General features: G+C 56.0%; 20 protein-coding genes. 13 read left to right on the top strand and 7 right to left on the bottom strand.

Annotation, left to right across the window (positions count from 1 at the left end; all coding sequences use genetic code 11):
- Window positions 1–10: 10 nt before the first annotated feature.
- Together AC3B6F_RS11625 and AC3B6F_RS11620 are read right to left on the bottom strand one after the other, a co-directional pair.
- The gene (locus AC3B6F_RS11625; protein ID WP_489824470.1) at window positions 11–1,315 is read right to left on the bottom strand and encodes an Hsp70 family protein; all 1,305 of its coding nucleotides are present in this window, start codon (window positions 1,313–1,315) and stop codon (window positions 11–13) included.
- A 120-nt stretch (window positions 1,316–1,435) separates the two neighbouring features.
- Window positions 1,436–1,834, bottom strand: coding sequence for a winged helix-turn-helix transcriptional regulator (locus AC3B6F_RS11620; RefSeq protein ID WP_489824469.1), 399 nt, complete (start codon window positions 1,832–1,834; stop codon window positions 1,436–1,438).
- A 119-nt stretch (window positions 1,835–1,953) separates the two neighbouring features.
- Here AC3B6F_RS11620 and AC3B6F_RS11615 point away from each other — a divergent pair, with 119 nt between their 5' ends.
- Window positions 1,954–2,508 (top strand): flavodoxin family protein, encoded by a 555-nt coding sequence (locus AC3B6F_RS11615; RefSeq protein WP_489824468.1) that lies wholly within the window; start codon window positions 1,954–1,956, stop codon window positions 2,506–2,508.
- A gap of 47 nt (window positions 2,509–2,555) precedes the next feature.
- Here the strand turns inward: AC3B6F_RS11615 and bioB are convergent, their stop codons facing one another.
- Entirely contained in the window at window positions 2,556–3,581 is a 1,026-nt protein-coding gene (bioB, locus tag AC3B6F_RS11610) for a biotin synthase BioB (protein WP_211567846.1), read from the bottom strand.
- A gap of 116 nt (window positions 3,582–3,697) precedes the next feature.
- Between bioB and AC3B6F_RS11605 the strand changes: the two genes are divergently transcribed.
- The 4 genes from AC3B6F_RS11605 to AC3B6F_RS11590 all read left to right on the top strand — a co-directional run bounded on the left by AC3B6F_RS11605 (window position 3,698) and on the right by AC3B6F_RS11590 (window position 8,227).
- Entirely contained in the window at window positions 3,698–4,519 is an 822-nt protein-coding gene (locus tag AC3B6F_RS11605; protein WP_062502667.1) for an acyl-ACP desaturase, read from the top strand.
- Between the two features lie 94 nt (window positions 4,520–4,613).
- Complete coding sequence (locus AC3B6F_RS11600) at window positions 4,614–5,246, top strand: Dabb family protein (protein ID WP_211567305.1); 633 nt, start codon at window positions 4,614–4,616, stop codon at window positions 5,244–5,246.
- 14 nt (window positions 5,247–5,260) lie between these two features.
- Complete coding sequence (locus AC3B6F_RS11595) at window positions 5,261–7,420, top strand: M13 family metallopeptidase (protein ID WP_489824519.1); 2,160 nt, start codon at window positions 5,261–5,263, stop codon at window positions 7,418–7,420.
- 75 nt (window positions 7,421–7,495) lie between these two features.
- Window positions 7,496–8,227, top strand: a complete 732-nt coding sequence (locus AC3B6F_RS11590; protein WP_062502383.1) for a glycine betaine ABC transporter substrate-binding protein — start codon at window positions 7,496–7,498, stop codon at window positions 8,225–8,227.
- A gap of 47 nt (window positions 8,228–8,274) precedes the next feature.
- Here AC3B6F_RS11590 and AC3B6F_RS11585 read toward each other — a convergent pair whose 3' ends face one another.
- A complete protein-coding gene (locus tag AC3B6F_RS11585) occupies window positions 8,275–9,054 on the bottom strand; it encodes an acetoin reductase (protein WP_489824467.1) in 780 nt (259 codons plus the stop codon).
- A gap of 429 nt (window positions 9,055–9,483) precedes the next feature.
- Here AC3B6F_RS11585 and AC3B6F_RS11580 point away from each other — a divergent pair, with 429 nt between their 5' ends.
- The 8 genes from AC3B6F_RS11580 to mltG all read left to right on the top strand — a co-directional run bounded on the left by AC3B6F_RS11580 (window position 9,484) and on the right by mltG (window position 17,391).
- Window positions 9,484–10,950: a carbohydrate porin gene (locus AC3B6F_RS11580; RefSeq protein WP_489824466.1), complete on the top strand. Its 1,467-nt coding sequence runs from the start codon at window positions 9,484–9,486 to the stop codon at window positions 10,948–10,950.
- 118 nt (window positions 10,951–11,068) lie between these two features.
- Window positions 11,069–11,947 carry a class I SAM-dependent methyltransferase gene (locus AC3B6F_RS11575; protein ID WP_023945484.1) on the top strand — a complete coding sequence of 293 codons (879 nt, stop codon included), beginning with the start codon at window positions 11,069–11,071 and terminating at the stop codon, window positions 11,945–11,947.
- A gap of 23 nt (window positions 11,948–11,970) precedes the next feature.
- Window positions 11,971–12,717, top strand: a complete 747-nt coding sequence (locus AC3B6F_RS11570) for a hypothetical protein (RefSeq protein ID WP_489824465.1) — start codon at window positions 11,971–11,973, stop codon at window positions 12,715–12,717.
- Window positions 12,718–12,788: 71 nt separating this feature from the next.
- Window positions 12,789–13,733 (top strand): ACP S-malonyltransferase, encoded by a 945-nt coding sequence (gene fabD, locus AC3B6F_RS11565; RefSeq protein WP_489824464.1) that lies wholly within the window; start codon window positions 12,789–12,791, stop codon window positions 13,731–13,733.
- A 12-nt stretch (window positions 13,734–13,745) separates the two neighbouring features.
- The gene (fabG, locus tag AC3B6F_RS11560) at window positions 13,746–14,486 is read left to right on the top strand and encodes a 3-oxoacyl-[acyl-carrier-protein] reductase (RefSeq protein ID WP_062025018.1); all 741 of its coding nucleotides are present in this window, start codon (window positions 13,746–13,748) and stop codon (window positions 14,484–14,486) included.
- 204 nt (window positions 14,487–14,690) lie between these two features.
- Complete coding sequence (locus AC3B6F_RS11555; protein WP_010502512.1) at window positions 14,691–14,930, top strand: acyl carrier protein; 240 nt, start codon at window positions 14,691–14,693, stop codon at window positions 14,928–14,930.
- Between the two features lie 121 nt (window positions 14,931–15,051).
- Window positions 15,052–16,335: a beta-ketoacyl-ACP synthase II gene (gene fabF / locus AC3B6F_RS11550; protein ID WP_010502513.1), complete on the top strand. Its 1,284-nt coding sequence runs from the start codon at window positions 15,052–15,054 to the stop codon at window positions 16,333–16,335.
- Between the two features lie 18 nt (window positions 16,336–16,353).
- A complete protein-coding gene (gene mltG, locus AC3B6F_RS11545) occupies window positions 16,354–17,391 on the top strand; it encodes an endolytic transglycosylase MltG (RefSeq protein ID WP_489824463.1) in 1,038 nt (345 codons plus the stop codon).
- A 43-nt stretch (window positions 17,392–17,434) separates the two neighbouring features.
- Here mltG and AC3B6F_RS11540 read toward each other — a convergent pair whose 3' ends face one another.
- The 3 genes from AC3B6F_RS11540 to AC3B6F_RS11530 form a co-directional block, all read right to left on the bottom strand.
- Window positions 17,435–18,310, bottom strand: coding sequence for a lipid-binding SYLF domain-containing protein (locus AC3B6F_RS11540; RefSeq protein ID WP_010502517.1), 876 nt, complete (start codon window positions 18,308–18,310; stop codon window positions 17,435–17,437).
- Window positions 18,311–18,400: 90 nt separating this feature from the next.
- Window positions 18,401–19,189: an inositol monophosphatase family protein gene (locus AC3B6F_RS11535; RefSeq protein WP_489824462.1), complete on the bottom strand. Its 789-nt coding sequence runs from the start codon at window positions 19,187–19,189 to the stop codon at window positions 18,401–18,403.
- Between the two features lie 11 nt (window positions 19,190–19,200).
- Window positions 19,201–19,728, bottom strand: a complete 528-nt coding sequence (locus AC3B6F_RS11530) for an MmcB family DNA repair protein (RefSeq protein WP_489824461.1) — start codon at window positions 19,726–19,728, stop codon at window positions 19,201–19,203.
- Window positions 19,729–19,768: the final 40 nt, after the last annotated feature.

Below are 19,768 nucleotides of genomic sequence, written 5' to 3'. Positions count from 1 at the left end.
TTTGTAGCCTTTAGGCCGTGGCGCTTGCTTCTACTTCAATGAGTGTCAGGCCTTCGGCAACGGAGACGAACTCCGAGCCTCCGTCGACGCGTTCTGCCCCGAAGCGATCAATAAACAGTTGACGTACGGCCGGCACGAAGGAGGTTCCGCCCGTTAAGAAGACGCGGTCGATCCCGGCTGTTCCCAGGCCAGTTCGCTCGAGTGCGTCATCAATAGCGGCGGCCAGCTTATCCAGATCCGGGCTGATCCAGCTTTCGAAATCGGCGCGTGTGATTGTCTGCTCGATTTTAAGATCTTTGTGCGCAAAGCGCAGAACGGTGCTGTCCTGCCGGGAAAGTTCGGTCTTGGCCTGACCGATGGCCCGGTAGAGGTTCTGCCCTTCCTGATCTTCGATCAGACGTAGCAGATTGCGGAGCTTCTGCGGGTCTGACGCTGTCTTTGCGACATCCTCGATACTGCGGAGGGTCTGTGGCGTGCGCATCAGGGACAGGCGGTGCCAGCGGCCCAGGCTCGCATACCATTCGATCGGAACGGGAAGGGGCTGCCCACCCATGACGCGGTAGGTCGTGTCGCGTCCGAGGGCCGGGGCGATGACATTATCAATGATGCGGAAGTCGAACTGGTCTCCCGCAATGCCAACGCCTGAATGGCCAAGCGTGACTGTGCGGGGAGAACCGTGTGGGTCGAAGCGCATGACTGAGAAGTCACTGGTTCCGCCCCCAAAGTCTCCCACCAGAACAGTCGCGGGGGCATCGAGACGCTGCATGAAGCGCCATCCCGCACCTTCCGGTTCAAGCACGACATTCGGTTCGGCAAAGCCAGCTTCGACGAAGCTCTCCTTGAGACGTTTTACACCCAGTTCGTCGTCTGCAAGTTCACCGGCAAAACGCACGGGGCGACCAATAGTGGCGCTGACCTGATCCGGGCTGATTCCTGCCTTGTCCATAAGGGAGCGAAGAAACCGGGCAATCAGGTTCTGAAGCGTCATGGTGGTGGAAAAGACGCGGGTTTCGCGGAAGGAACCCTGCGCGAGATAGGTCTTCATGGACATGATGAGGCGGCTTTCCGCCGGATCGTCCAGATAGGCTTCGATCGCATCGAGCCCAATGGCGTCCTGAAGAACGCGCTTTTTCCCATCCTGATCGAGCCAGAGGCAGAGCAGGGTTCGACAGGTTTCGGAAGACGGGCTGTCAATGAAGTTGAAGACGGCAGGCTGCGTATTGCCCCGCTCGTCTGCAATCACCACAACGCTGTTCGTCGTGCCGAAGTCGATGCCGACGCGAATTTTTGGCGCTGTGGAAGAATGCGTCGTCATGCTGGCTGGTCCCGTCCCGTCCCGAATTCGCGAAGGGCGAGGGTTTAGGAAAGAACGGCAGCCGCGCCAAGAGAAAAATAAAGTACGATCTGGGAGAGGCGGGAAGATCTCCAGGAATGATCAGCCTTTTGATGCGTCGTAGAGGTGCTGGGCAGCCTGGATTTCTGACATGTGCGTTTCGGCCCAGTGAGTCAGGCTGGAGACTGCCTCTATCAACGTCGTTCCCAGTGGTTTGAGGCTGTACTCCACTGTCACAGGCACCGTCGGATAGGCTGTTCGTAAAATCAGTCCATCCCGCTCAAGATTTTTCAGAACCTTTGACAGGACTTTCTGGGAAATCCCATGAATATCCCGTTTGAGCGCGTTGAAACGCACAACATCATTCTGAAGTCGGTCAAGGACGAGGAGCGCCCATTTGTCTCCCAGCCGATCCAGGACCATCCGCGTGGGGCAATCCTTGGCATAGACGTTAAAGCAAAGGGACTGGGGGCGTGACGCAGGTTTCTCGGAGGTGACCATGTGTCTAAAAAGTGCCTTCTTGCTTCAGAATGTCTGAACGATCTACCACGACTGGAGCGTTGGTATCAAAAAGAAACCACGTATCAAAATGTGTTTTTGCTATGTGAAAGGGCAAAACAATGTCGAAAGTCTTGGTCGTCTATCATTCAGGATATGGGCACACGAAAGTTGTTGCCGAACATGTTGCAAAAGGCGCTGAGGCGCAGGTGGTGGCCATCAGTGCGGAGGGTGAAATTACCGATGCAGAATGGGCAGCCCTCGATGCGGCAGATGCCATTATTTTTGGTACGCCCACCTATATGGGCAATGTGAGCTGGCAGTTTAAGAAGTTTGCTGATGCCACGTCCAAAATCTGGTTCACGCGTGGATGGCAGGACAAGGTATTTGGCGGCTTTACTAATTCGGCGAGCTCGAATGGAGACAAGCAGGTCACACTGATTACCCTGCAGACGCTTGCGTCCCAGCATGGAGGGATCTGGGTCAGCCTTGGTATGCCACCATCGAATACTCTCGAAGCAACAGCGGATGATCCGAATAATCTGGGCGGTTCAGTCGGTCTGCTTGCGCGCTCTCCCGCAAATGCGGGCGTTGATGGTGTTCAGAAAGGTGACCTGATCACAGCTGAACATTATGGCAAGCGTATCGCTGATATTGCGGCCCGTTTGAAGGTCTGATCAACTGGTTGGAGGTTGCCGGGAAACCGGGCAACCTCCTGCTGCTTTCAGGATAAAGCAGGTTCGCAGGCAGCAACGTCCGGAACGGCAGGGCGCAGCGTGCCCATTTCCGCTTCGGACTGCACCATTGGTGTCATGCCCAGAGCCGACAGAAGCTGACGGTCCCGGTGTTCTGCGGGGTTCGGCGTCGTCAGAAGCTTTTCACCGCAGAAGATGGAGTTCGCACCAGCCAGGAAGCACAGGGCGTGGGCTTCATCCGTCATATTCTCACGGCCAGCAGCAAGACGGACATGGCTTTGCGGCATCATGATCCGGGCCGTGGCAATCATCCGTACGAAGGTGATCGGGTCGACGGCTTCGGCGTCCCCCAGAGGTGTACCTTCGACGCGCACCAGCAGATTGATCGGCACGCTTTCCGGATGCTTCGGCAGATTGGCGAGCGTCATCAGCAGGCCAGCGCGGTCAGACAGGTCTTCGCCCATACCGACAATACCGCCACAGCAGACATTGATGCCCGCATCCCGCACGTTGGACAGCGTATCGAGACGCTCCTGATAGGTACGGGTCGAGATAATGGAGCCGTAGAACTCTTCGGACGTGTCAAGATTGTGGTTGTAATAGTCCAGCCCGGCATCCTTGAGGCGCTGGGATTGCGTGGAATCCAGCATCCCGAGCGTGACGCAGGTTTCGAGGCCGAGGGATTTGACGCCTTCGATCATCTCGCAAACAGAATCGAGATCATGGTCCTTCGGGGAGCGCCATGCTGCGCCCATGCAGAATCGGCCGGCACCCGCTGCCTTGGCGGCACGAGCTTCTTTCATGACCTTGTCGAGCGCCATCAGGCGTTCGGCCTTCACGCTTTTTTCGTGGCGTGCGCTCTGCGGACAGTAGGCGCAGTCTTCCGGGCAGCCACCCGTCTTGATCGAAAGAAGCGTGGAAATCTGCACTTTTGTGGGGTCGAAATAACGACGGTGCAGTTCCTGGGCGCGGAACATCAGGTCCGGGAAGGGGAGGTTGATCAGCGCTTCAACCTCAGCGCGCGTCCAGTCGTGGCGGACGTCTGGCTGTGTCATTTTCTGAGCCGTCACGGGGCTTTCTCCAACGTTGTTGCGTCACACCTACCCAAAATGGCCCCGGCGTGTCATCTCATCGTCATGATTATGAGCCGGAAAACGGACGAGGCAAAGCAATGAAACACTGGCGTATCGAGCAGATGGACTGGGATTCTTTTGATCCATCCCGCGTGGACCCGGATATCATTCCTCTGGTGAAGTCTGCTTCAGTCGTGGAAAAGAACGGTCTGGACTACGCGGAATATTTGCGTCGGGTCTTTGTCGGCGATCCTGATTTCAGTGCTGCCGCGGCCAACTGGGCGGTGGAAGAAGTGCAGCATGGTGATGCGCTGGGTCGCTGGGCAATGCTGGCGGACCCGACTTGGGACTATGAAGAAGCCTTTGACCGCTACAGGGCAAGTTACAAGATTGATGCAGACGTTGACGCATCCATCCGTGGGTCCCGCACAGGCGAACTGATCGCGCGATGCATGGTCGAGACAGGAACATCCTCATTCTATACGGCTCTGGCGGATGCGACGGATGAGCCGCTTTTGAAAGCCATCTGCAAACAGATCGCCGCCGACGAATACAGGCACTTCAAGCTATTTTACGACCATATGCACCGTTACCTGAAGCGTGAAAAGCTGAGCGTCTGGGCGCGAACCCGTATTGCGCTGGGCCGTGTGACGGAGAGCGAGGATGATGAACTCGCCTCTGCTTACCATACGACCAATGAAGGGGAGGACGTTCCCTACGATCACAAACGCTGCATCGCGGCCTATATGTCCAAGGCAATGGGGTTCTATCAGCAGAAGCATATTGACCGTGTGACGGCCATGATCTTCAAGACGATCGGCTTTACGCCCCACTCAAAGCTTCAGAAACTTGCGGCCAATGGCGTTTATCGCCTGATCCAGTGGCGCAAGCGGGCATTCCAGCGGCAGATCGCGGCCTGACAGACAGAGTACCTTACTGAAATTCACAAGACGGCAGATGCGTTTTCATGGCATGAAGAAGCGCATTTTCTGTCTTGAATACTGGAGCTTGAGAATGGACGTCCGTTCACTTCTGTCCCGCCGCTTCATCTGGGGGGCCGCAGCCCTGATGTCCGTGGTCGGACTGTCTCAGGGGTTCGCCGCAAAAGCGGACCCATACTCCCTCCCGATTGCAACGTCCGGCCCGATCAAGACTGACGCGCCTGCGGTCGCAACTGTGGCGAGCCAGCAACTGGCACGTCAGGTCGGATACGCCCAGTTTACGGCTGCGGACTGGCATGTTGGCACGGTGCGTCACATGGTCATGTTCAAGTACAAGAAGGACGCGACACCTGCTCAGCGCGCCGAAGTGGCCGCCCGCTTCCTGCATCTGGCGCAGGACAGCCGTCGTCCGGATGGACGCCCCGTTGTCGTGAGCCTGGAGACAGGTTTTCAGAACAGCGGCGAAGGCGTTGAGGGCGGTTTACAGCAGGCTTTCCTTGTGACGTTCCGTTCTGAAGGCGATCGCAATTACTATGTGGGCAAGCCTGTTGTGACGGACCCGGCCTTCTTTGACCCAGCACATGAAGCGTTTAAGGAGTTTGCAGGCCCGTATCTCGATAAGGTCATGGTTTTTGACTATGATGTGCTGGCTGTGTCGACACCGGCAGAAAAGGCCCGGAAGGCCTCCCGCAGAAGCGGAAAGTAACAAAAAATCTCGATCTGTATGGACGGCTTTTTGACGACGTGATCTTTTATGCCTCATGCTACGGCAACCGCCAGAACATGAGGCATAATGTGAAGACTACAGTTTCTGTTAAACGTCGCCTGACGCAGAGCGCGAGCTTACTTGCGCTGGCCATGGGTCTGACATCTGTCAGCGCGCAGGCTGCCGGTTACAATTCAGGCTGGGGCTTCGATGAAGCCGGCATGAACCGAAGCGTGAAGCCGGGCGACAACTTCTTCGAATATGCCAACGGCACCTATCTCAAGAACCTGAAAATCCCAGGGGATATGAGCAGCTACGGGCCGTTCCGTATTCTCTATGAGCTGTCCATGGAGCGTCAGAAGGCGATCCTGAGCGAAGCTCAGAAGCACGTCTCGGCAGAACCGTCTGACGATATGGGCAAGATTGGCACGTTTTACGCCAGCTTTCTGGACCAGAAAGCTGTAGACGCGCTTGGTGCCAAGCCGCTGGCGACCGATCTGGAAAAGATCCGTAAGGTCAGTGACGCCAAGAGCCTTGCAGAAGCTTTTGGATCGTCCCTGAAGTCCATGGCGTTCTCGACGTTCCAGATTGGCGTCGAGCAGGACCAGAAGGACCCGGAACACTACATGCTGATGCTCGATCAGGGCATGAGCATCGGTGTCAGTGGCGGTCTTGGTCTGCCGGATATCAGCTACTACACAGACCCCAAACTGGCCGACAAGAAGAAGGCCTATCAGGCGTATATCGCCAAGATGCTGACGCTTGAAGGTTGGCCGGACGCTGCGAAGAATGCGCAGGCTGTGGTGGATCTGGAGACGGCGCTAGCCAAGGTTGAGGTCCCTCGTGACCAGACCCGTGATCCGCTGAAGATCTACAACCCGATGCCAGTGTCCCAGCTTCAGAAGATTGCACCGGACTTTGACTGGGCGGCGTTCCTGACCACAGCGGGTCTGCCGGCTGAAGGGCTGGCGGATCGCAAGGTTGACGTGCGCGAGCCAGAAGGCATTGCGGCCATGGCCCGCGTTCTGAAGGCCACAGATTACGGCACTCTTCAGGCCTGGCTTGCCTTCCATCTCGCCGATAATGCAGCAACCTATCTGTCACACGACTTTTCGGACGCTTCATTTGATTTCAACAGCAAGACGCTCTCGGGTGTTGCGCAGCAGTCCCCTCGCTGGAAACGTGCAACCCGTGTGACGAATGGTGCCATGGGCTGGGCGATCGGCAAGATCTATGTGGCTCGGTACTTCCCACCGTCCGCGCAGGCCCAGATCACGTCTTTGGTGCAGGAAGTGAAATCTTCCTTCCATGATCGCCTTGAGCACAACACATGGATGGACGAGCCGACCCGCAAGGCTGCTCTTAACAAGCTGGATCATTTCGCCATTCAGGTTGGTTATCCGAAGAAGTGGTGGGACTACAGCAACCTCGTCGTTCGCAAGGGTGATGTGTACGGCAATGCCGTGCGTGGTGCTGCGTTTAACTGGCAGCATGAGCTGAACAAGCTCGACAAGCCGGTGGATCGTGACGAATGGGGCATGACGCCGCAGACGGTAAATGCCTACAACGACCCGACGATGAACGAAATCGTCTTCCCGGCAGCCATTCTTCAGCCGCCGTTCTTCGATCCGAAGGGCGATATGGCTGTGAACTATGGTGCCATCGGCGGCGTGATTGGTCACGAAATGAGCCATGGCTTTGATGATCAGGGCCGTCATTACGATGAGCATGGTCGTTTGAACGACTGGTGGAGCAAGGCGTCTTCGGATGCGTTCCAGAAGCTCGCAGATCGTCTGGGCGCACAGTATGACGCACAGGAGCCTTTGCCGGGCACGCATGTGAACGGCAAGATGACGATGGGCGAGAATATCGCGGATTCCGGCGGTCTGAATCTTGGTCTGCAGGCGTATCATGACTCCCTGCATGGCAAGCCGGAAACCAAGGTCCACGGTCTGACGGGCGATCAGCGCGTCTTCCTGGGCTGGGCGCAGGTCTGGCGTGAGAAGGATCGTCCGGATGCGCTCCGTCAGCAGATGCTGTCCAACGAGCATGCTCCAGCCGTAACGCGCGTGAACATGCCAGCGCATAACATCGACGCCTGGTATGATGCATTCGGCGTGAAAGAGGGCGACAAGCTCTATCTGGCTCCGGATCAGCGCGTAAAGATCTGGTAAGGGTCGTGACAAAACGAAGCGTGAGGCCTATTTCACGGTCTCACGTTTCAACTTTTTGACTGACGGACCTGCCTCATGACGCAAATGACGATCGGCCATCTGTACACCTCGCTTCATGCCGGGTGCGCCAGTGCGGTCGCGCGTGTTCTCGAAGCGCATGAGGTGGAGGTCGAATTTGTCGATCTTGATCCGGAAGATATTGAAGACGCGCTGGAACAGGGAGAAGTCGATCTTCTGGTCTCTGCCTGGTTCCCGCGAGACGAAAAATTCTCCGGGCCTGGTTCCCGCGTTATCGGAGACCTGTACCAGCCACAGATTTCCTTTGCTGCACTGAAAGCTCTTGGTCCGGTTAATACCCTGACCTCCGCTGACGTCGATCGGGTTATTGTTGCCGATGACAGTCGCGAGGCTCTGGAAAAAGCCCTGAAGCAGCTTCCCGCGCTGTCCGCTCTTCCGATGGAAGTGGTCGGGGAAGCGGCTCTGATCGCCCGACTGGAAAAAGCACAGTCTGAAGGGGAAGCGCCGCTTGTCGTGGCCACGCAGCCTCATGCCGTGTTCCATGCGTCTTTGCTGACACTAGTTGAAGATCCGGGTCAGTTGTTGGGCGGGGAGATGTCCGCCCGCATGATCCTGCGTGAAGACGTAGCCCGCAAAGCGGACACGGACCTGCTGGACGAGCTTTCCGAAATGATGCTCGGCAACAAGGTCATGAGCGCGTTGGATTACATGATTGGGGTGGAAGGGCAGGACCCGGATGAAGCCGCCGAGGCTTGGCAGCGCGGTCGCCTAATTCCGCGGGATGCCTGAAATAAAAAAGGGCCGGAGAACATCCGGCCCTTTTTTATGGTCCTGGATCAGCGGTAAACGAGGCCGCCATCGATCAGAATGGACTGACCGGTAATATAATCGGAGTCCTTGCCGGACAGGAACGCGACGAAGCCTGCAACGTCATCGGCGGTCTCAACGCGGCCGAGAGCAATGCCTTCGACGTACTTTTTGTACGTTGCGCCGATCTCGGCACCCGTGATTTCAGACATGCGCTTGTCGATCTCGACCCACATGTCCGTTCCGACGATGCCCGGGCAATAGGAGTTCACGGTAATGCCAGAAGATGCCAGTTCCTTGGCTGCTGACTGCGTCAGAGCTCGAACGGCAAATTTTGTGGAAGAATAAATACCGAGGAGAGGGAAGCCTTCATGTCCTGCAATGGAGCAGGCATTAATGATCTTGCCCTTTTTGCCACTGGCCTGGAAGATCTTGGCCGAGGCCTGAATGCCCCAGATAACGCCTTGCACATTGATGCGGAAGATCTTCTCAACTTCTTCCGGCGTCACGTCCAGAATGGGCTTCACCTGACAGATGCCAGCGTTGTTTACCATGATGTCGAGGCCGCCAAGCTGATCGGCGGCATCTTTCAGGGTGGCCTGAAATGCATCGCGGTTACTGATGTCCGCAGTCAAAGCAATGGCGCGGCGGCCAAGAGCTTCCACTTCTTTTGCAGCCTGCTCAACGGTTTCCTGCTTGACGTCAAGCAGAATGATGTCTGCGCCTTCACGGGCCAGACGGAGCGCAATAGCTTTGCCAATACCCTGAGCCGCCCCGGTTACAGCGGCAATTTTACCAGAAAGAGACATGCAGAAATTTCCTCTCTCTTCACGTGCCACAACATGTGGTTCACATGAACGATAAACTTCTTCTGCCGCCTGTCTTTGATTTTCCACAAAAAAAGACACGTTTTCGGAAATAACCACAAAAATGTGTTTCGCATGACGCTGATATTACATTCCGTACATAATTAAAATTTTATCGATAACGATTTTGAACGCGGTGATTATTTAATATGGAAAATATATACTTTGATTTGTTTGTGGAATAATATTTAAAATTAATTTTATATTCTTCGTGAATTATCATTCTAAAAGTCAATTCCGCGATAGCTGTCAAAAATAAAATTTTCTTATCCTGAAAATTTGCCATGGTACTTCTGCGGCTATGGGGTGATTTCCTGTAGTATTGGTTGCAAGAATTTGTGATGCAATGATTGTGTTGTATTGGGCTGGGGGATGAAAAGCTTGCGCTTTGGTGTGCTCGTTGAAAATTTTCTCCGTATTGTCGGTTTTTCTTTTTTTGGAAGCCTTTTCGTCTCAGGTGTGGCGTCGGGGCAGGTGATGGATCGGGATGTGGGTTCTGCTCCGAGCCTTCTTCTATCGACGCCTTTACCGAAAAATGCCTCCCGCAAAACCAGTGTGCCAGAGTTTTCCCATCCGGAAACTATTGTTTCCAATCCGCTATCAGATTGGCTGCGCAAGAGAGGGATCAATTTCCTCGTCGACAATACCAATGAATTTGCGGGAGCCATTACCAGGCCGACGCAAGGCAGCACTCGTGGTTTTGAGAATTACAAGCAAGGTGCGAGCAATGCAGGGCAGTATGCAATGCAGTTCGACATTAATTGGGAAAAGCTTGCGGGTCTTCGTGGATTTGCCACGCATATGATTACGGTTGGGCGTTACGGCAGCACCGCGAACCGTATGTTCGGTGACTGGCTTAATCATGCTTCCGAAGATTACGGCGGAGGCGGCAATGTCGTTGTGCATCTTGTTTATATGTATGGCGAAGAGACGCTTTACGGCGGTCGACTTGCCATAGCGGCCGGGCGAATGTCGGAAATCTCGGATTTTGCTGCCAGTCCGCTGTTCTGTAATTTTCAGAACGGAAGTTTCTGCGGCCGCCCCAAGGGCATTACCGATACCAATTTTGATGCCGGTTATCCGGCAGCGACATGGGGTTTTCGTGTACGCGGGAGGCCTGTGCGTTCCGTTTATGTACAGACGGGCGTGTATCCGATCGAAAACGGCATTTATCAAGTTTATCAGCATCGGACCGGCTTTAAATTCAACGGCGCCAATATCATTGGTTATGCGGCCCCGCTCGAAACTGCTTGGGAACCTGTATTCGGACAGGGGAAACTGCCTGGGCATTACAAATTTGGTGCTCAGCTTTTTAGTACGCCACAGGTCGATAATTATTACGATCTGTATGGTGGATCTTATGCAGTTACGGGGCTGGCGCAGAAGAAGCGGAGTGCTTCCTGGTCGACATGGGTCATGCTGGATCAGCAGTTTCTTCACTATAAGGCCAAAGGGTCTGGCCTGACTGGAATGGCCGGTCTCATTTACAATGATCCCCATACGTCGCTACGGCGCTATCTGGTTTACGGGGCGCTTATCAATCGCGGTTTCTTTGCGTCCCGTCCTTACGATACGCTGGGCTTTTCCCTGACTTATACGAAGATTGCGTCCGGTGTCAGCCGGACCGAAGCAGCTCTCATTCGGAAGGGAGGGACACTCCCCAATCATGCAACCGGAGTGCAGAGGGACACGGTCGTGATGGAATTTAACTATGCAATTCATGTTGTGAGGGGTGTTATTTTCACGCCGCTCTTCGAATATTACATTCATCCGAATGCCCAATATAACCTTCGGGATGCGGCTTTGCTGGGGTTCAAAAGCCATATCCAGTTCATGTGAAAAGGATTTCTGGACGGATCGAGGTAAGCGAGCGCCCCCGGAAAGCGTCCTCGGCCGGTTCTCTTGTTGGAGAAGATACGTTAATTAATCGTTACTGACATGGTGTAACGGTAGAAGAATGACTCATTCCGACAGGACGGATGCGGTTTTTGAGGCATTTCACAGTCTCAGCGATGAAGAATGGCTGCATGTTCTGACGGCTTCCGTTTCAACACGGGAGGTTTGTGGTGTTCGGATGCCCGACTTTCCCCCAGACGATACTCAACGTGAAATTCATGGCCATCATGGGGAAGTCTCCATCCATGAAGCCCATGTTTTCTATAGGGAAATCAAGGCTTACTGTGCCTATGCTGGTCGGCCTGTTCGGCCTGAGACAGTTCTGCTGGATTTCGGGTGCGGTTGGGGGCGTACGGCGCGTCTGTTCATGAAGGATGTTCGCCCACAGTCTCTTGTGAGTGTGGAAAATACGGATCGTTTTCTCATGGCCGCGCGTCGTGCCAATCCAGCTTTGGGCTTTCTTCAGGCGGGGCCAGTGCCTCCACTTCCGATGGTGTCTGAAAGTCTGGATCTGGTGACGTCCTGGTCCACCTTTTCCCATCTGGACGAGTTTTTATCTGGCCAGTGGATACAGGAGTTTCACCGTCTCCTAAAACCTGGTGGACTGGTTGTCATGACAACGCAAAGTCGGCGGTTTCTGGCGTTCTGCGCAGAGCAGCGCCTGCGTCGGGCGTCTGGGATGCGGCTGGAACATCCCTGGCACGAAGCCTGTGCGGACAGTTTCGTTGACGAAGCCCGTGCCAATTCGGATTTCGAGGCCGGTCGGTTTTTGCATGCCTCTTCTGCAAAGCCCCCACATTTTCAGGCCCATTACGGCGAAGCCATTATTCCCCGGAATTATGTCCTGAAGACATGGGGCGGTCTTTTCCGCATGATCGAGTATCTGGATAATCCTGTACGATTGCCGCAGGTTCTGATTGTCTTGCAGAAGATTGGATAAGACATCATTTGTCATGAATGGGTATGATGATCAGCATCTTTCGGACAGTCGGTCTTGTAACTGCTTTCTTCTGTCTCCCGGTGTATGCTGTTTACGCTGCTGATGAGCATGTGACCGTCTCGGGGAAACCTGTTGTTCGCGTGGCGACCTACAAAGATGTCGCGCATTTTTATGAACGCTTCGAGAAATTTCCGGCTGCGGCGCGTGAGGGAATATCGCTTCATTTCACAGGTGAGTTGCTGCCGGATCACGAGCTTCCGTCAAAAGCGCGGCTCGTCATCCACAGCAGGCAGGGTGATATTCCACTATTTTTCGGAACAGACCGGGAGATGCACTTCCCGCGTGCCACCCAATTGGCAGCAGAAAATCCTCCAATTCTTCAGACAGAGTCGATTGGTCATAATGTTCGGACAGAACTGTCTCTTCGCGTGGAAGTGCCGCAGGGGGATAGGTTTACAGGCGTTCAGGCACGCCACTGGCTGACGCAAATCAATGCCTGCATTCGGGATCTGACAGGCGTGATTCTGTCCTGGTTCATGCCTGATGCGCATCGGCTCAAGATTGACCTTGCCCCCGGCGCGCGTTTTGAGGCCGTGACGGGCGGTCATGTGACTATGCTGGCTAACAACGAGGGGAAAGAACCCATGACAGTCCTGTTGCGTCCGCAGGATTATCCGGAAGACACGATTTTCCGCTCCAGCAAGCCTTTTGCTCAGGTTCGCGTCAGAATTCCGGGAGACGCGTATCTGACGTTCACGCCGGACAGATAACGCAGGATTTGACAGAACGCGCATGAAACAGCATCACCCTGAGCCTGTTTTTCATGCCAGCAGGGGGCTCCATGTCCGTTCACGCTTTTGTCTTTCCCGGTCAGGGCAGCCAGTCAGTTGGAATGGGGCAGGCCCTGCATGATGCCTTTGCCTCGTCTCGCGCCGTCTTTCAGGAAGTTGATGACGCTCTGGGCCAGAACCTTTCCAAGCTCATGTTCACCGGCGACGCTGACGAACTGACCCGGACGGAGAATACGCAGCCAGCTCTGTTCGCCGTTTCTTTGGCTGCTGTTCGCGCTCTGGAATCCGAAGGGGGTTTTGCCCTGACGGACAAGGCGGCGCTGGTAGCGGGTCACTCACTTGGAGAATATTCCGCACTTGCGGCTGCCAGAACGTTGGGGATTGCGGAAGGTGCACGTCTTCTGCGTTTGCGCGGTCAGGCCATGCAGCGTGCGGTTCCGGCTGGTGAGGGCGGCATGGCTGCTCTGCTGGGTGTCGAAGCCGAGCAGGCCCAGTCAATCTGCGATGATGCCGCTCAGGGGCAGATCCTTGAGATCGCCAATGACAATGGTGGTGGCCAGATCGTAGTCTCCGGCCATATGGACGCAGTCGATCGCGCGATTTCTCTGGCAAAAGAGCGTGGAATTAAACGCGCTGTGAAGCTTCCAGTCTCCGCGCCGTTCCATTCTTCGCTGATGGCTCCGGCCGCTCGTGAAATGGAAGAGGCTCTCGCCAAGGCGACATTGAATGCTCCTAAAGTGCCAGTGATTGCCAACGTCACGGCTGCCAAGGTGAACGACCCAGAGGCAATCCGTGATCTGCTCGTCAAGCAGGTGACGGGGACTGTTCGCTGGCGCGAGAGCGTGCAGGCCATCGCCGCCATGGGCGTGACGACTATGCACGAGCTGGGTTCAGGCAAGGTTCTCTGCGGTCTGGCTCGTCGTATTGCGCCGGATCTGGCAACAGACAATGCTGGTACCCCTGCTGAAATCGAAGCTCTGCTCAAGGCTCTGTAAGGACAACGACCCATGTTTTCTCTTTCTGGCAAGACCGCTCTCGTCACCGGCGCATCTGGCGGTATCGGTGCAGCTATCGCCCGTCAGCTTCACGCTCTTGGTGCAACGGTTGTTCTCAGTGGCACGCGTGAAGCAGCTCTGAAGGAACTGGCAGATAGCCTTGGTGAGCGCACGCATATTGCGGTTGCCAATCTGTCAGAGGCGTCCGAAGCTGATGGTCTCGTTGCCAAGGCTGAGGAAGTGGCCGGGGCACCGTTGGACATTCTGGTGAATAATGCCGGTCTGACGCGCGACACGCTTGCCATCCGTATGAAGGATAGTGACTGGTCGCAGGTCATGACGGTGGATCTGGAAAGCCCGTTCCGGCTGGCTCGTGCGGCTCTTAAGGGTATGCTGCGCCGTCGTGCCGGTCGTATCATTTCCATCGCATCCGTTGTTGGAACGACAGGGAACGCCGGTCAGGCCAACTATGCGGCTGCAAAGGCTGGTATCGTCGGCATGAGCAAGTCTCTGGCGCAGGAAGCTGGTCCGCGCGGTGTGACGGTCAATGTCGTGGCTCCTGGTTTCATTGAAACGCCGATGACGGATGTACTGTCCGAAGGTATTCGCGAGAAGCTGGTGGGCTCCATTCCGCTCGGTCGGATGGGAAACCCGGATGACGTCGCTGCGGCAGTGGTGTATCTGGCTTCTGACGAGGCTGCATGGGTCACCGGGACGACCCTGCACGTCAACGGTGGCATGGCCATGGTCTGAGACGCTTGGCGTTTCAGGTCAAAGCGTGCTAATCGCGCGCTGCTTTGCCCGGTCTGACGAAGGCCGATGTCCGGTTCGGCCGGTGGCAACGCCTTTCCGGAAGGAGAGGTGGCCTGCGCTGGAAGGCTCGAAAGGGCTTGCCGGACTGGCAGACGGCAAAACGAGTTTTTTGTAACGCCCGGCACGGGCAAAAGGAACGAACAGATGAGCGATATTGCTGACAAGGTAAAGAAGATCGTTGTCGAGCACCTCGGCGTTGAAGAAAGCAAGGTCACGCCGGATGCGTCTTTCATTGACGATCTGGGCGCAGACAGCCTCGACACGGTCGAGCTGGTCATGGCTTTCGAAGAAGCTTTCTCCGTCGAAATCCCGGAAGATGCAGCTGAGAAGATCGCCACCGTCAAGGATGCGATTGACTACATCGAAAAGCAGAAGGCTGCCTGAGGCGCTTTCGGGACTGGCTTCAGGCTGGTCCCATCCCGCCCTCCACAGTAGGGGCGGATAAACGAAGTAGCCTTGAGGCTGCGACGTACTGGTCGTTTACAACGTGAGACATGAGGCATCGATGAGCGGGAATGCAAACAACGGAAGACGCGTCGTCGTTACCGGTATCGGTGTTGTCAGCCCACTTGCGGTGGGTGCGGAACTGACGTGGAAGCGTCTGATCGAAGGGCAGTCCGGTATCGGGCGTATCACCCATTTTGATCCTTCCGAACTCCCTGCGCAGGTCGCTGGTCAGGTTCCTGAGGGACCGACTGAAGAAGGCGGTCTCACGCTGTCTGACTGGGTGCCGGTCAAAGACCAGAAGAAAATGGATCGCTTCATCCATCTTGGTCTGGCCGCTGCCATCCAGGCCGTTGAAGACTCGGGTTGGAAGCCTGAGACGGAAGATGATCGATGCGCTACAGGCGTGATGATCGGCTCCGGCATTGGCGGTCTGCAAACAATTTATGAAGGTTCTCTGACAGTTTCGAGCGGCAAGGCCCGTCGTCTGTCACCGTTCTTCATTCCATCTGCCCTTATCAATCTCATTTCCGGTCACCTTTCGATCCGTTACGGGTTCAAGGGACCGAACCATGCCGTCGTTACAGCCTGCGCAACAGGCGTACATGCCATTGGTGATGCGTCCCGTCTGATCCAGCATGGTGATGCAGACGTTATGATCGCTGGCGGTGCTGAGGCAGCCATCTGCGCTCTGGGCATTGCTGGTTTCTGCTCGGCCCGTGCGCTTTCCACGGGGTCCAACGATGACCCGACCAAGGCTTCTCGCCCGTGGGACAAGGACCGTGACGGCTTCATCATGGGTGAGGGTGCCGGTGTTGTCGTTCTGGAAGAGTACGAGCATGCCAAGGCTCGTGGTGCCAAGATTTATGGTGAAATCGGCGGCTATGGCCTGTCCGGTGATGCCCATCACATCACAGCCCCGGCTGAAGGCCACGAGGGTGCATTCCGCGCCATGAAGGCTGCGCTGAAGAACAGCGGCCTGCAGGTGTCGGACATCGACTACGTCAACGCCCATGGCACGTCCACCATGGCTGACGATCTGGAACTGGATGCGGTTGAGCGTTTCTTCGGCGATCACGCCAAGAACATTGCCATGTCCTCCACGAAGTCTGCCATTGGTCATCTTCTGGGTGCCGCAGGGGCCGTGGAAGCGATCTTCTGCCTTCAGGCCATCCGTGATGGCATTGTGCCTCCCACGCTGAACCTTGAGAACCCGGCACGCGAGAGCGTTATTGATCGTGTGGCTCTCAAGGCTCAGAAGCGCAAGGTCGACGTGGCTCTGTCCAACAGCTTTGGGTTTGGTGGCACGAATGCCAGCATCATCCTGAAGCGCTGCGAGGGCTGAGCGGAGTTCCATTGGTCTATGCCTGACAGCCAGCCGGACGGCGAAGAGAACAAAACACCACTTCTTCCCCCCAAGGCTGGTCGCAAGCTGGCAATCTTCATGGTTCCGCTGCTCTGTATCGCAGCAGCGGTAGCCGGATATGGGCATTACACTGACCCCGGCCCTCTTCCTGAAACCAAAGCGTTCGTGATTCCTCATGGCAATAACGCCACGGTTACGAAGGCACTTCAGGCAGACGGTATCCTGTCACCAACATGGGCTTCTGGCGCATTCTTCCGTATTTCGGCCTTTCTGACCCACCGTGACGGTCAGATTCATGCGTCTGAGTTCCAGTTTCCCTCCCGTGTTTCTGTCGCGCATGTCCTTGAAATTCTTCGCCATGGTAAGCCCGTCTCTCATCCCTTGACGGTTCCTGAAGGTCTAACGGCCAAGAAGATTGAGGACATCATCCGTAAGGCCCCCGTGCTGACGGGTGATGTTCCTGAGATCCCCGAAGGAACAGTTCTGCCCCAGACGATTGCTTATGTCTGGGGAACACCCCGGCAGGCCATCGTGGACCGTCTGTGCCGCATGATGGACAAGCAGCTTCAGGCAAGCTGGGAAAAACGGGATGTGGAAGCGCTGGATGGCCTGATTCAGAGCCCACAGGAGCTTCTGACGCTGGCCTCCCTGATCGAGCGGGAGACGGGTGTACCGTCAGAGCGACCGATGGTGGCGCGGGTTTTTTTAAACCGCCTCAAACTCGGAATGCGTCTTCAGACGGACCCAAGTGTGATTTATGGCCTGAGTGACGGGCTTGGAACGCTGGATCGTCCGCTTTTGCATGAAGATCTGCAAACGCCGGGGCCATATAATACCTATCTTGAGGCTGGGCTGCCGCCGGGGCCAATCTGCTCGCCTGGGATCACATCTCTGGAAGCTGCTGCACATCCAGCGGAGAGCAAGGCCCTTTATTTTGTCGCCACAGGTGAGGGCGGGCATAATTTTGCGGAGACCCTGCAGGAGCAGGATCAGAATATAAGGGCTTATCGATCAAAAACCGCTTCACCTCAATGAGGCGAGAAACCCCGCTTTCCAAGGAAGGCGGGGTTTTCCGTTTTTAGTGCACGGGCGCGAGAGACGAGCTCTGTACGCCGCGCGTCTGTGTGCTGTAAGGGCGCGACGTATCGTAGTTGCTCGGATATGGGCTGCTGCTTACGGGATCAACGTCTGTTGTGGCACTCTGTGAAGCCGGAGCTGTGGCGGCTGTAGCGTGAGCCGTCGAAGCGGTTGGCAGCTTGGCGACATTCATCAGCATACGGCGGAGCGGATCTGCCGATGGATTGTTTACGCGCATGGTGATGATAATGTCTTCGGGCCCGACTGTCTGGTTGTAATACGCCCGGTTTGCACCACTATCCACTGTCAGCTTCGAGCCGCCAAGAGAAAGCCCTGCATAAAGGCCCTGTGCTTTCTGGGCGGCGTAGATATCCGTATTTTTGGCGCCTGCCGTGCTGCTTTCAGCACCGGTTCCGATGGTTGCGAACGAAGCGGAAGCCGTTGCATCAAACTTGAACTGGCTGTCCAGCAGGGCCTGAATCCCACGTTGCGACATGATGAAGAAGATCATTTCGGAACTTTGCACACCGGCCTGGATGCCGAGCGAGCCTGAGCTCAGACGATAGAATGCCGGATCAGACCACGAACCACGCGCATCCCGGCTCATGAGAACGCAACGACCACCCGAACCGCCGAGCCCGAAAGACATATTCAGCACGGAGGGGCACACCATCACAGCTTTGGCCTGAGCGAGTAATTGCTGGGACCGGGAGGTTGACGTGGTTTTTGCAAACAGGTCCTGAAGGGCGATTGTCGCCTTGTCGACAACGATCTGTTGTTCGCTGGCTGTGGTGGTAGACGTACCAGAGCACGCCGCGAGCGTTGCACACCCTGTGGCGGCAAGAACGGTCGAACGCAGGAGACCGGACAGGGTCATAAAGCTTACCTTCTGCTAACGGCAAAATTGAAGTCTTCCCGCACTATGCGGGAAATACGGCCAAATCACGAATAGGGAATGGAGGAGGGGTCAGATTTCCACCTGAACCGCATCTGAGAGCACTTTGGCAATCCCGGGAGCGGCCGCAAGAATAGTAGCTCCGCCTGTCAGGCCTCCAGCCTGGAGGAAGGGGGAAACAGCCGCGCCTGCTTCTTCCAAAATGATGAGAGCTGCCGCGACATCCCAGAGTTGGATCACGATTTCCAGATACCCGTCACTGCGGCCACAGGCGACGTCTGTAAGAGCCAGAGCGCCGGAACCTCCTGAGCGTGGCATGGCGCCAAGGGCCATGATCGCGCCGATCTTCTCGCCGAAAAGTTCGGTTGAGACGCGGCTGGACCATCCCATTTCAATCATCGCTTCTTGAGGGTTGCTGATGGGGGAGGCCTTGATAGGCTTACCGTTCAGGAAGGCGCCCTTGCCTTTCTGTGCTGTGAAAACTTCACCGAGCGCAGGCGCTTCGATAATGCCTGCAACGGGTTCGTCTCCCTTGAGAAGCCCCAGTGAAACGCACCACCGGTCACGGCCACGCGCGAAGTTGGACGTTCCGTCAATCGGGTCCACAACCCAACGGAATTGGCCTTGACGCGTAACGCCACCTTCCTCGCCCTGAAAACCATCTTCCGGGAAAAGATCCTGAATGCGTTTGCTGACAAGAGCTTCAACGGCCCCATCAGCCTCCGTCAGGTAGTCCTGCCGTCCTTTCAAAGTACCCGTTGGTCCACCGGGAGCCGGACGCATCGAGAGGGCTAGTGCGGCAGCGTCGCGAACAACGCTGCGAGCAGCTTCAAGACGTACGGCGACAGGATCGAAACTCATTGGGGCATGTCCTATTCTGTGCGGCGCGCGGCACGCAGGGAGGCAGTAAGGGCGGGGTCTTCAAGAGACATCAGGCGGCTGGCGGCTGTCGTTGCAAACAGGTGCAGTATTGTCCTTCGGCGGGCCGCAGCAAGCTTGTGCTCCGCGGGTTCCCGGATAACAGCGCATTCTGCCACGATGCTGTGGAACATGCTGTCCGGAACCATGCTGAGGCTGACCGTGATGATGCCGACGTCTTCCGGCAGGATGTGCAGCGGAAAGTCGTCATCCACGGCAAAGAACAGTCTGTCCGACCAGCTTCGATAGTCGGACCATTTCTGGTCCGTCTGGAAATCACGAATGCCGGATTTGATCTCGATACAGGTCAGGCTGTGATCCGGCAGAAGCGCCATGACGTCCGCCCGACGCCCTGCGGACGGAAGGGAAAATTCATTGATCGCGGCCCAGCCCATGGTACGGCAAAGTCCCAGAACAGCCCGCCTTATGGCGAGTTGCCTTTCTGGAAAACCGGGTGTCATCTCGGAAAGAACCGAACTCATGGTTCCATATTGCCCCGATCTGCGCTTTACGTCTGCCCCT

This window comes from Gluconobacter sp. ESL1110 (assembly GCF_058107395.1).
The sequence above is the reverse complement of the archived record's forward strand: the minus strand, read 5'-3'. Positions and strand labels throughout refer to the sequence as shown.

Excerpts from the sequence above, each read along its gene's own strand:
- AC3B6F_RS11625 (WP_489824470.1), bottom strand. The coding sequence starts at position 1,315 with ATGACGACGCATTCTTCCACAGCGCCAAAAATTCGCGTCGGCATCGAC.
- AC3B6F_RS11620 (WP_489824469.1), bottom strand. The coding sequence starts at position 1,834 with ATGGTCACCTCCGAGAAACCTGCGTCACGCCCCCAGTCCCTTTGCTTT.
- AC3B6F_RS11615 (WP_489824468.1), top strand. The coding sequence starts at position 1,954 with ATGTCGAAAGTCTTGGTCGTCTATCATTCAGGATATGGGCACACGAAA.
- bioB (WP_211567846.1), bottom strand. The coding sequence starts at position 3,581 with ATGACACAGCCAGACGTCCGCCACGACTGGACGCGCGCTGAGGTTGAA.
- AC3B6F_RS11605 (WP_062502667.1), top strand. The coding sequence starts at position 3,698 with ATGAAACACTGGCGTATCGAGCAGATGGACTGGGATTCTTTTGATCCA.
- AC3B6F_RS11600 (WP_211567305.1), top strand. The coding sequence starts at position 4,614 with ATGGACGTCCGTTCACTTCTGTCCCGCCGCTTCATCTGGGGGGCCGCA.
- AC3B6F_RS11590 (WP_062502383.1), top strand. The coding sequence starts at position 7,496 with ATGACGCAAATGACGATCGGCCATCTGTACACCTCGCTTCATGCCGGG.
- AC3B6F_RS11585 (WP_489824467.1), bottom strand. The coding sequence starts at position 9,054 with ATGTCTCTTTCTGGTAAAATTGCCGCTGTAACCGGGGCGGCTCAGGGT.
- AC3B6F_RS11580 (WP_489824466.1), top strand. The coding sequence starts at position 9,484 with ATGAAAAGCTTGCGCTTTGGTGTGCTCGTTGAAAATTTTCTCCGTATT.
- AC3B6F_RS11575 (WP_023945484.1), top strand. The coding sequence starts at position 11,069 with ATGACTCATTCCGACAGGACGGATGCGGTTTTTGAGGCATTTCACAGT.
- AC3B6F_RS11570 (WP_489824465.1), top strand. The coding sequence starts at position 11,971 with ATGATGATCAGCATCTTTCGGACAGTCGGTCTTGTAACTGCTTTCTTC.
- fabD (WP_489824464.1), top strand. The coding sequence starts at position 12,789 with ATGTCCGTTCACGCTTTTGTCTTTCCCGGTCAGGGCAGCCAGTCAGTT.
- fabG (WP_062025018.1), top strand. The coding sequence starts at position 13,746 with ATGTTTTCTCTTTCTGGCAAGACCGCTCTCGTCACCGGCGCATCTGGC.
- AC3B6F_RS11555 (WP_010502512.1), top strand. The coding sequence starts at position 14,691 with ATGAGCGATATTGCTGACAAGGTAAAGAAGATCGTTGTCGAGCACCTC.
- fabF (WP_010502513.1), top strand. The coding sequence starts at position 15,052 with ATGAGCGGGAATGCAAACAACGGAAGACGCGTCGTCGTTACCGGTATC.
- mltG (WP_489824463.1), top strand. The coding sequence starts at position 16,354 with ATGCCTGACAGCCAGCCGGACGGCGAAGAGAACAAAACACCACTTCTT.
- AC3B6F_RS11540 (WP_010502517.1), bottom strand. The coding sequence starts at position 18,310 with ATGACCCTGTCCGGTCTCCTGCGTTCGACCGTTCTTGCCGCCACAGGG.
- AC3B6F_RS11535 (WP_489824462.1), bottom strand. The coding sequence starts at position 19,189 with ATGAGTTTCGATCCTGTCGCCGTACGTCTTGAAGCTGCTCGCAGCGTT.
- AC3B6F_RS11530 (WP_489824461.1), bottom strand. The coding sequence starts at position 19,728 with ATGAGTTCGGTTCTTTCCGAGATGACACCCGGTTTTCCAGAAAGGCAA.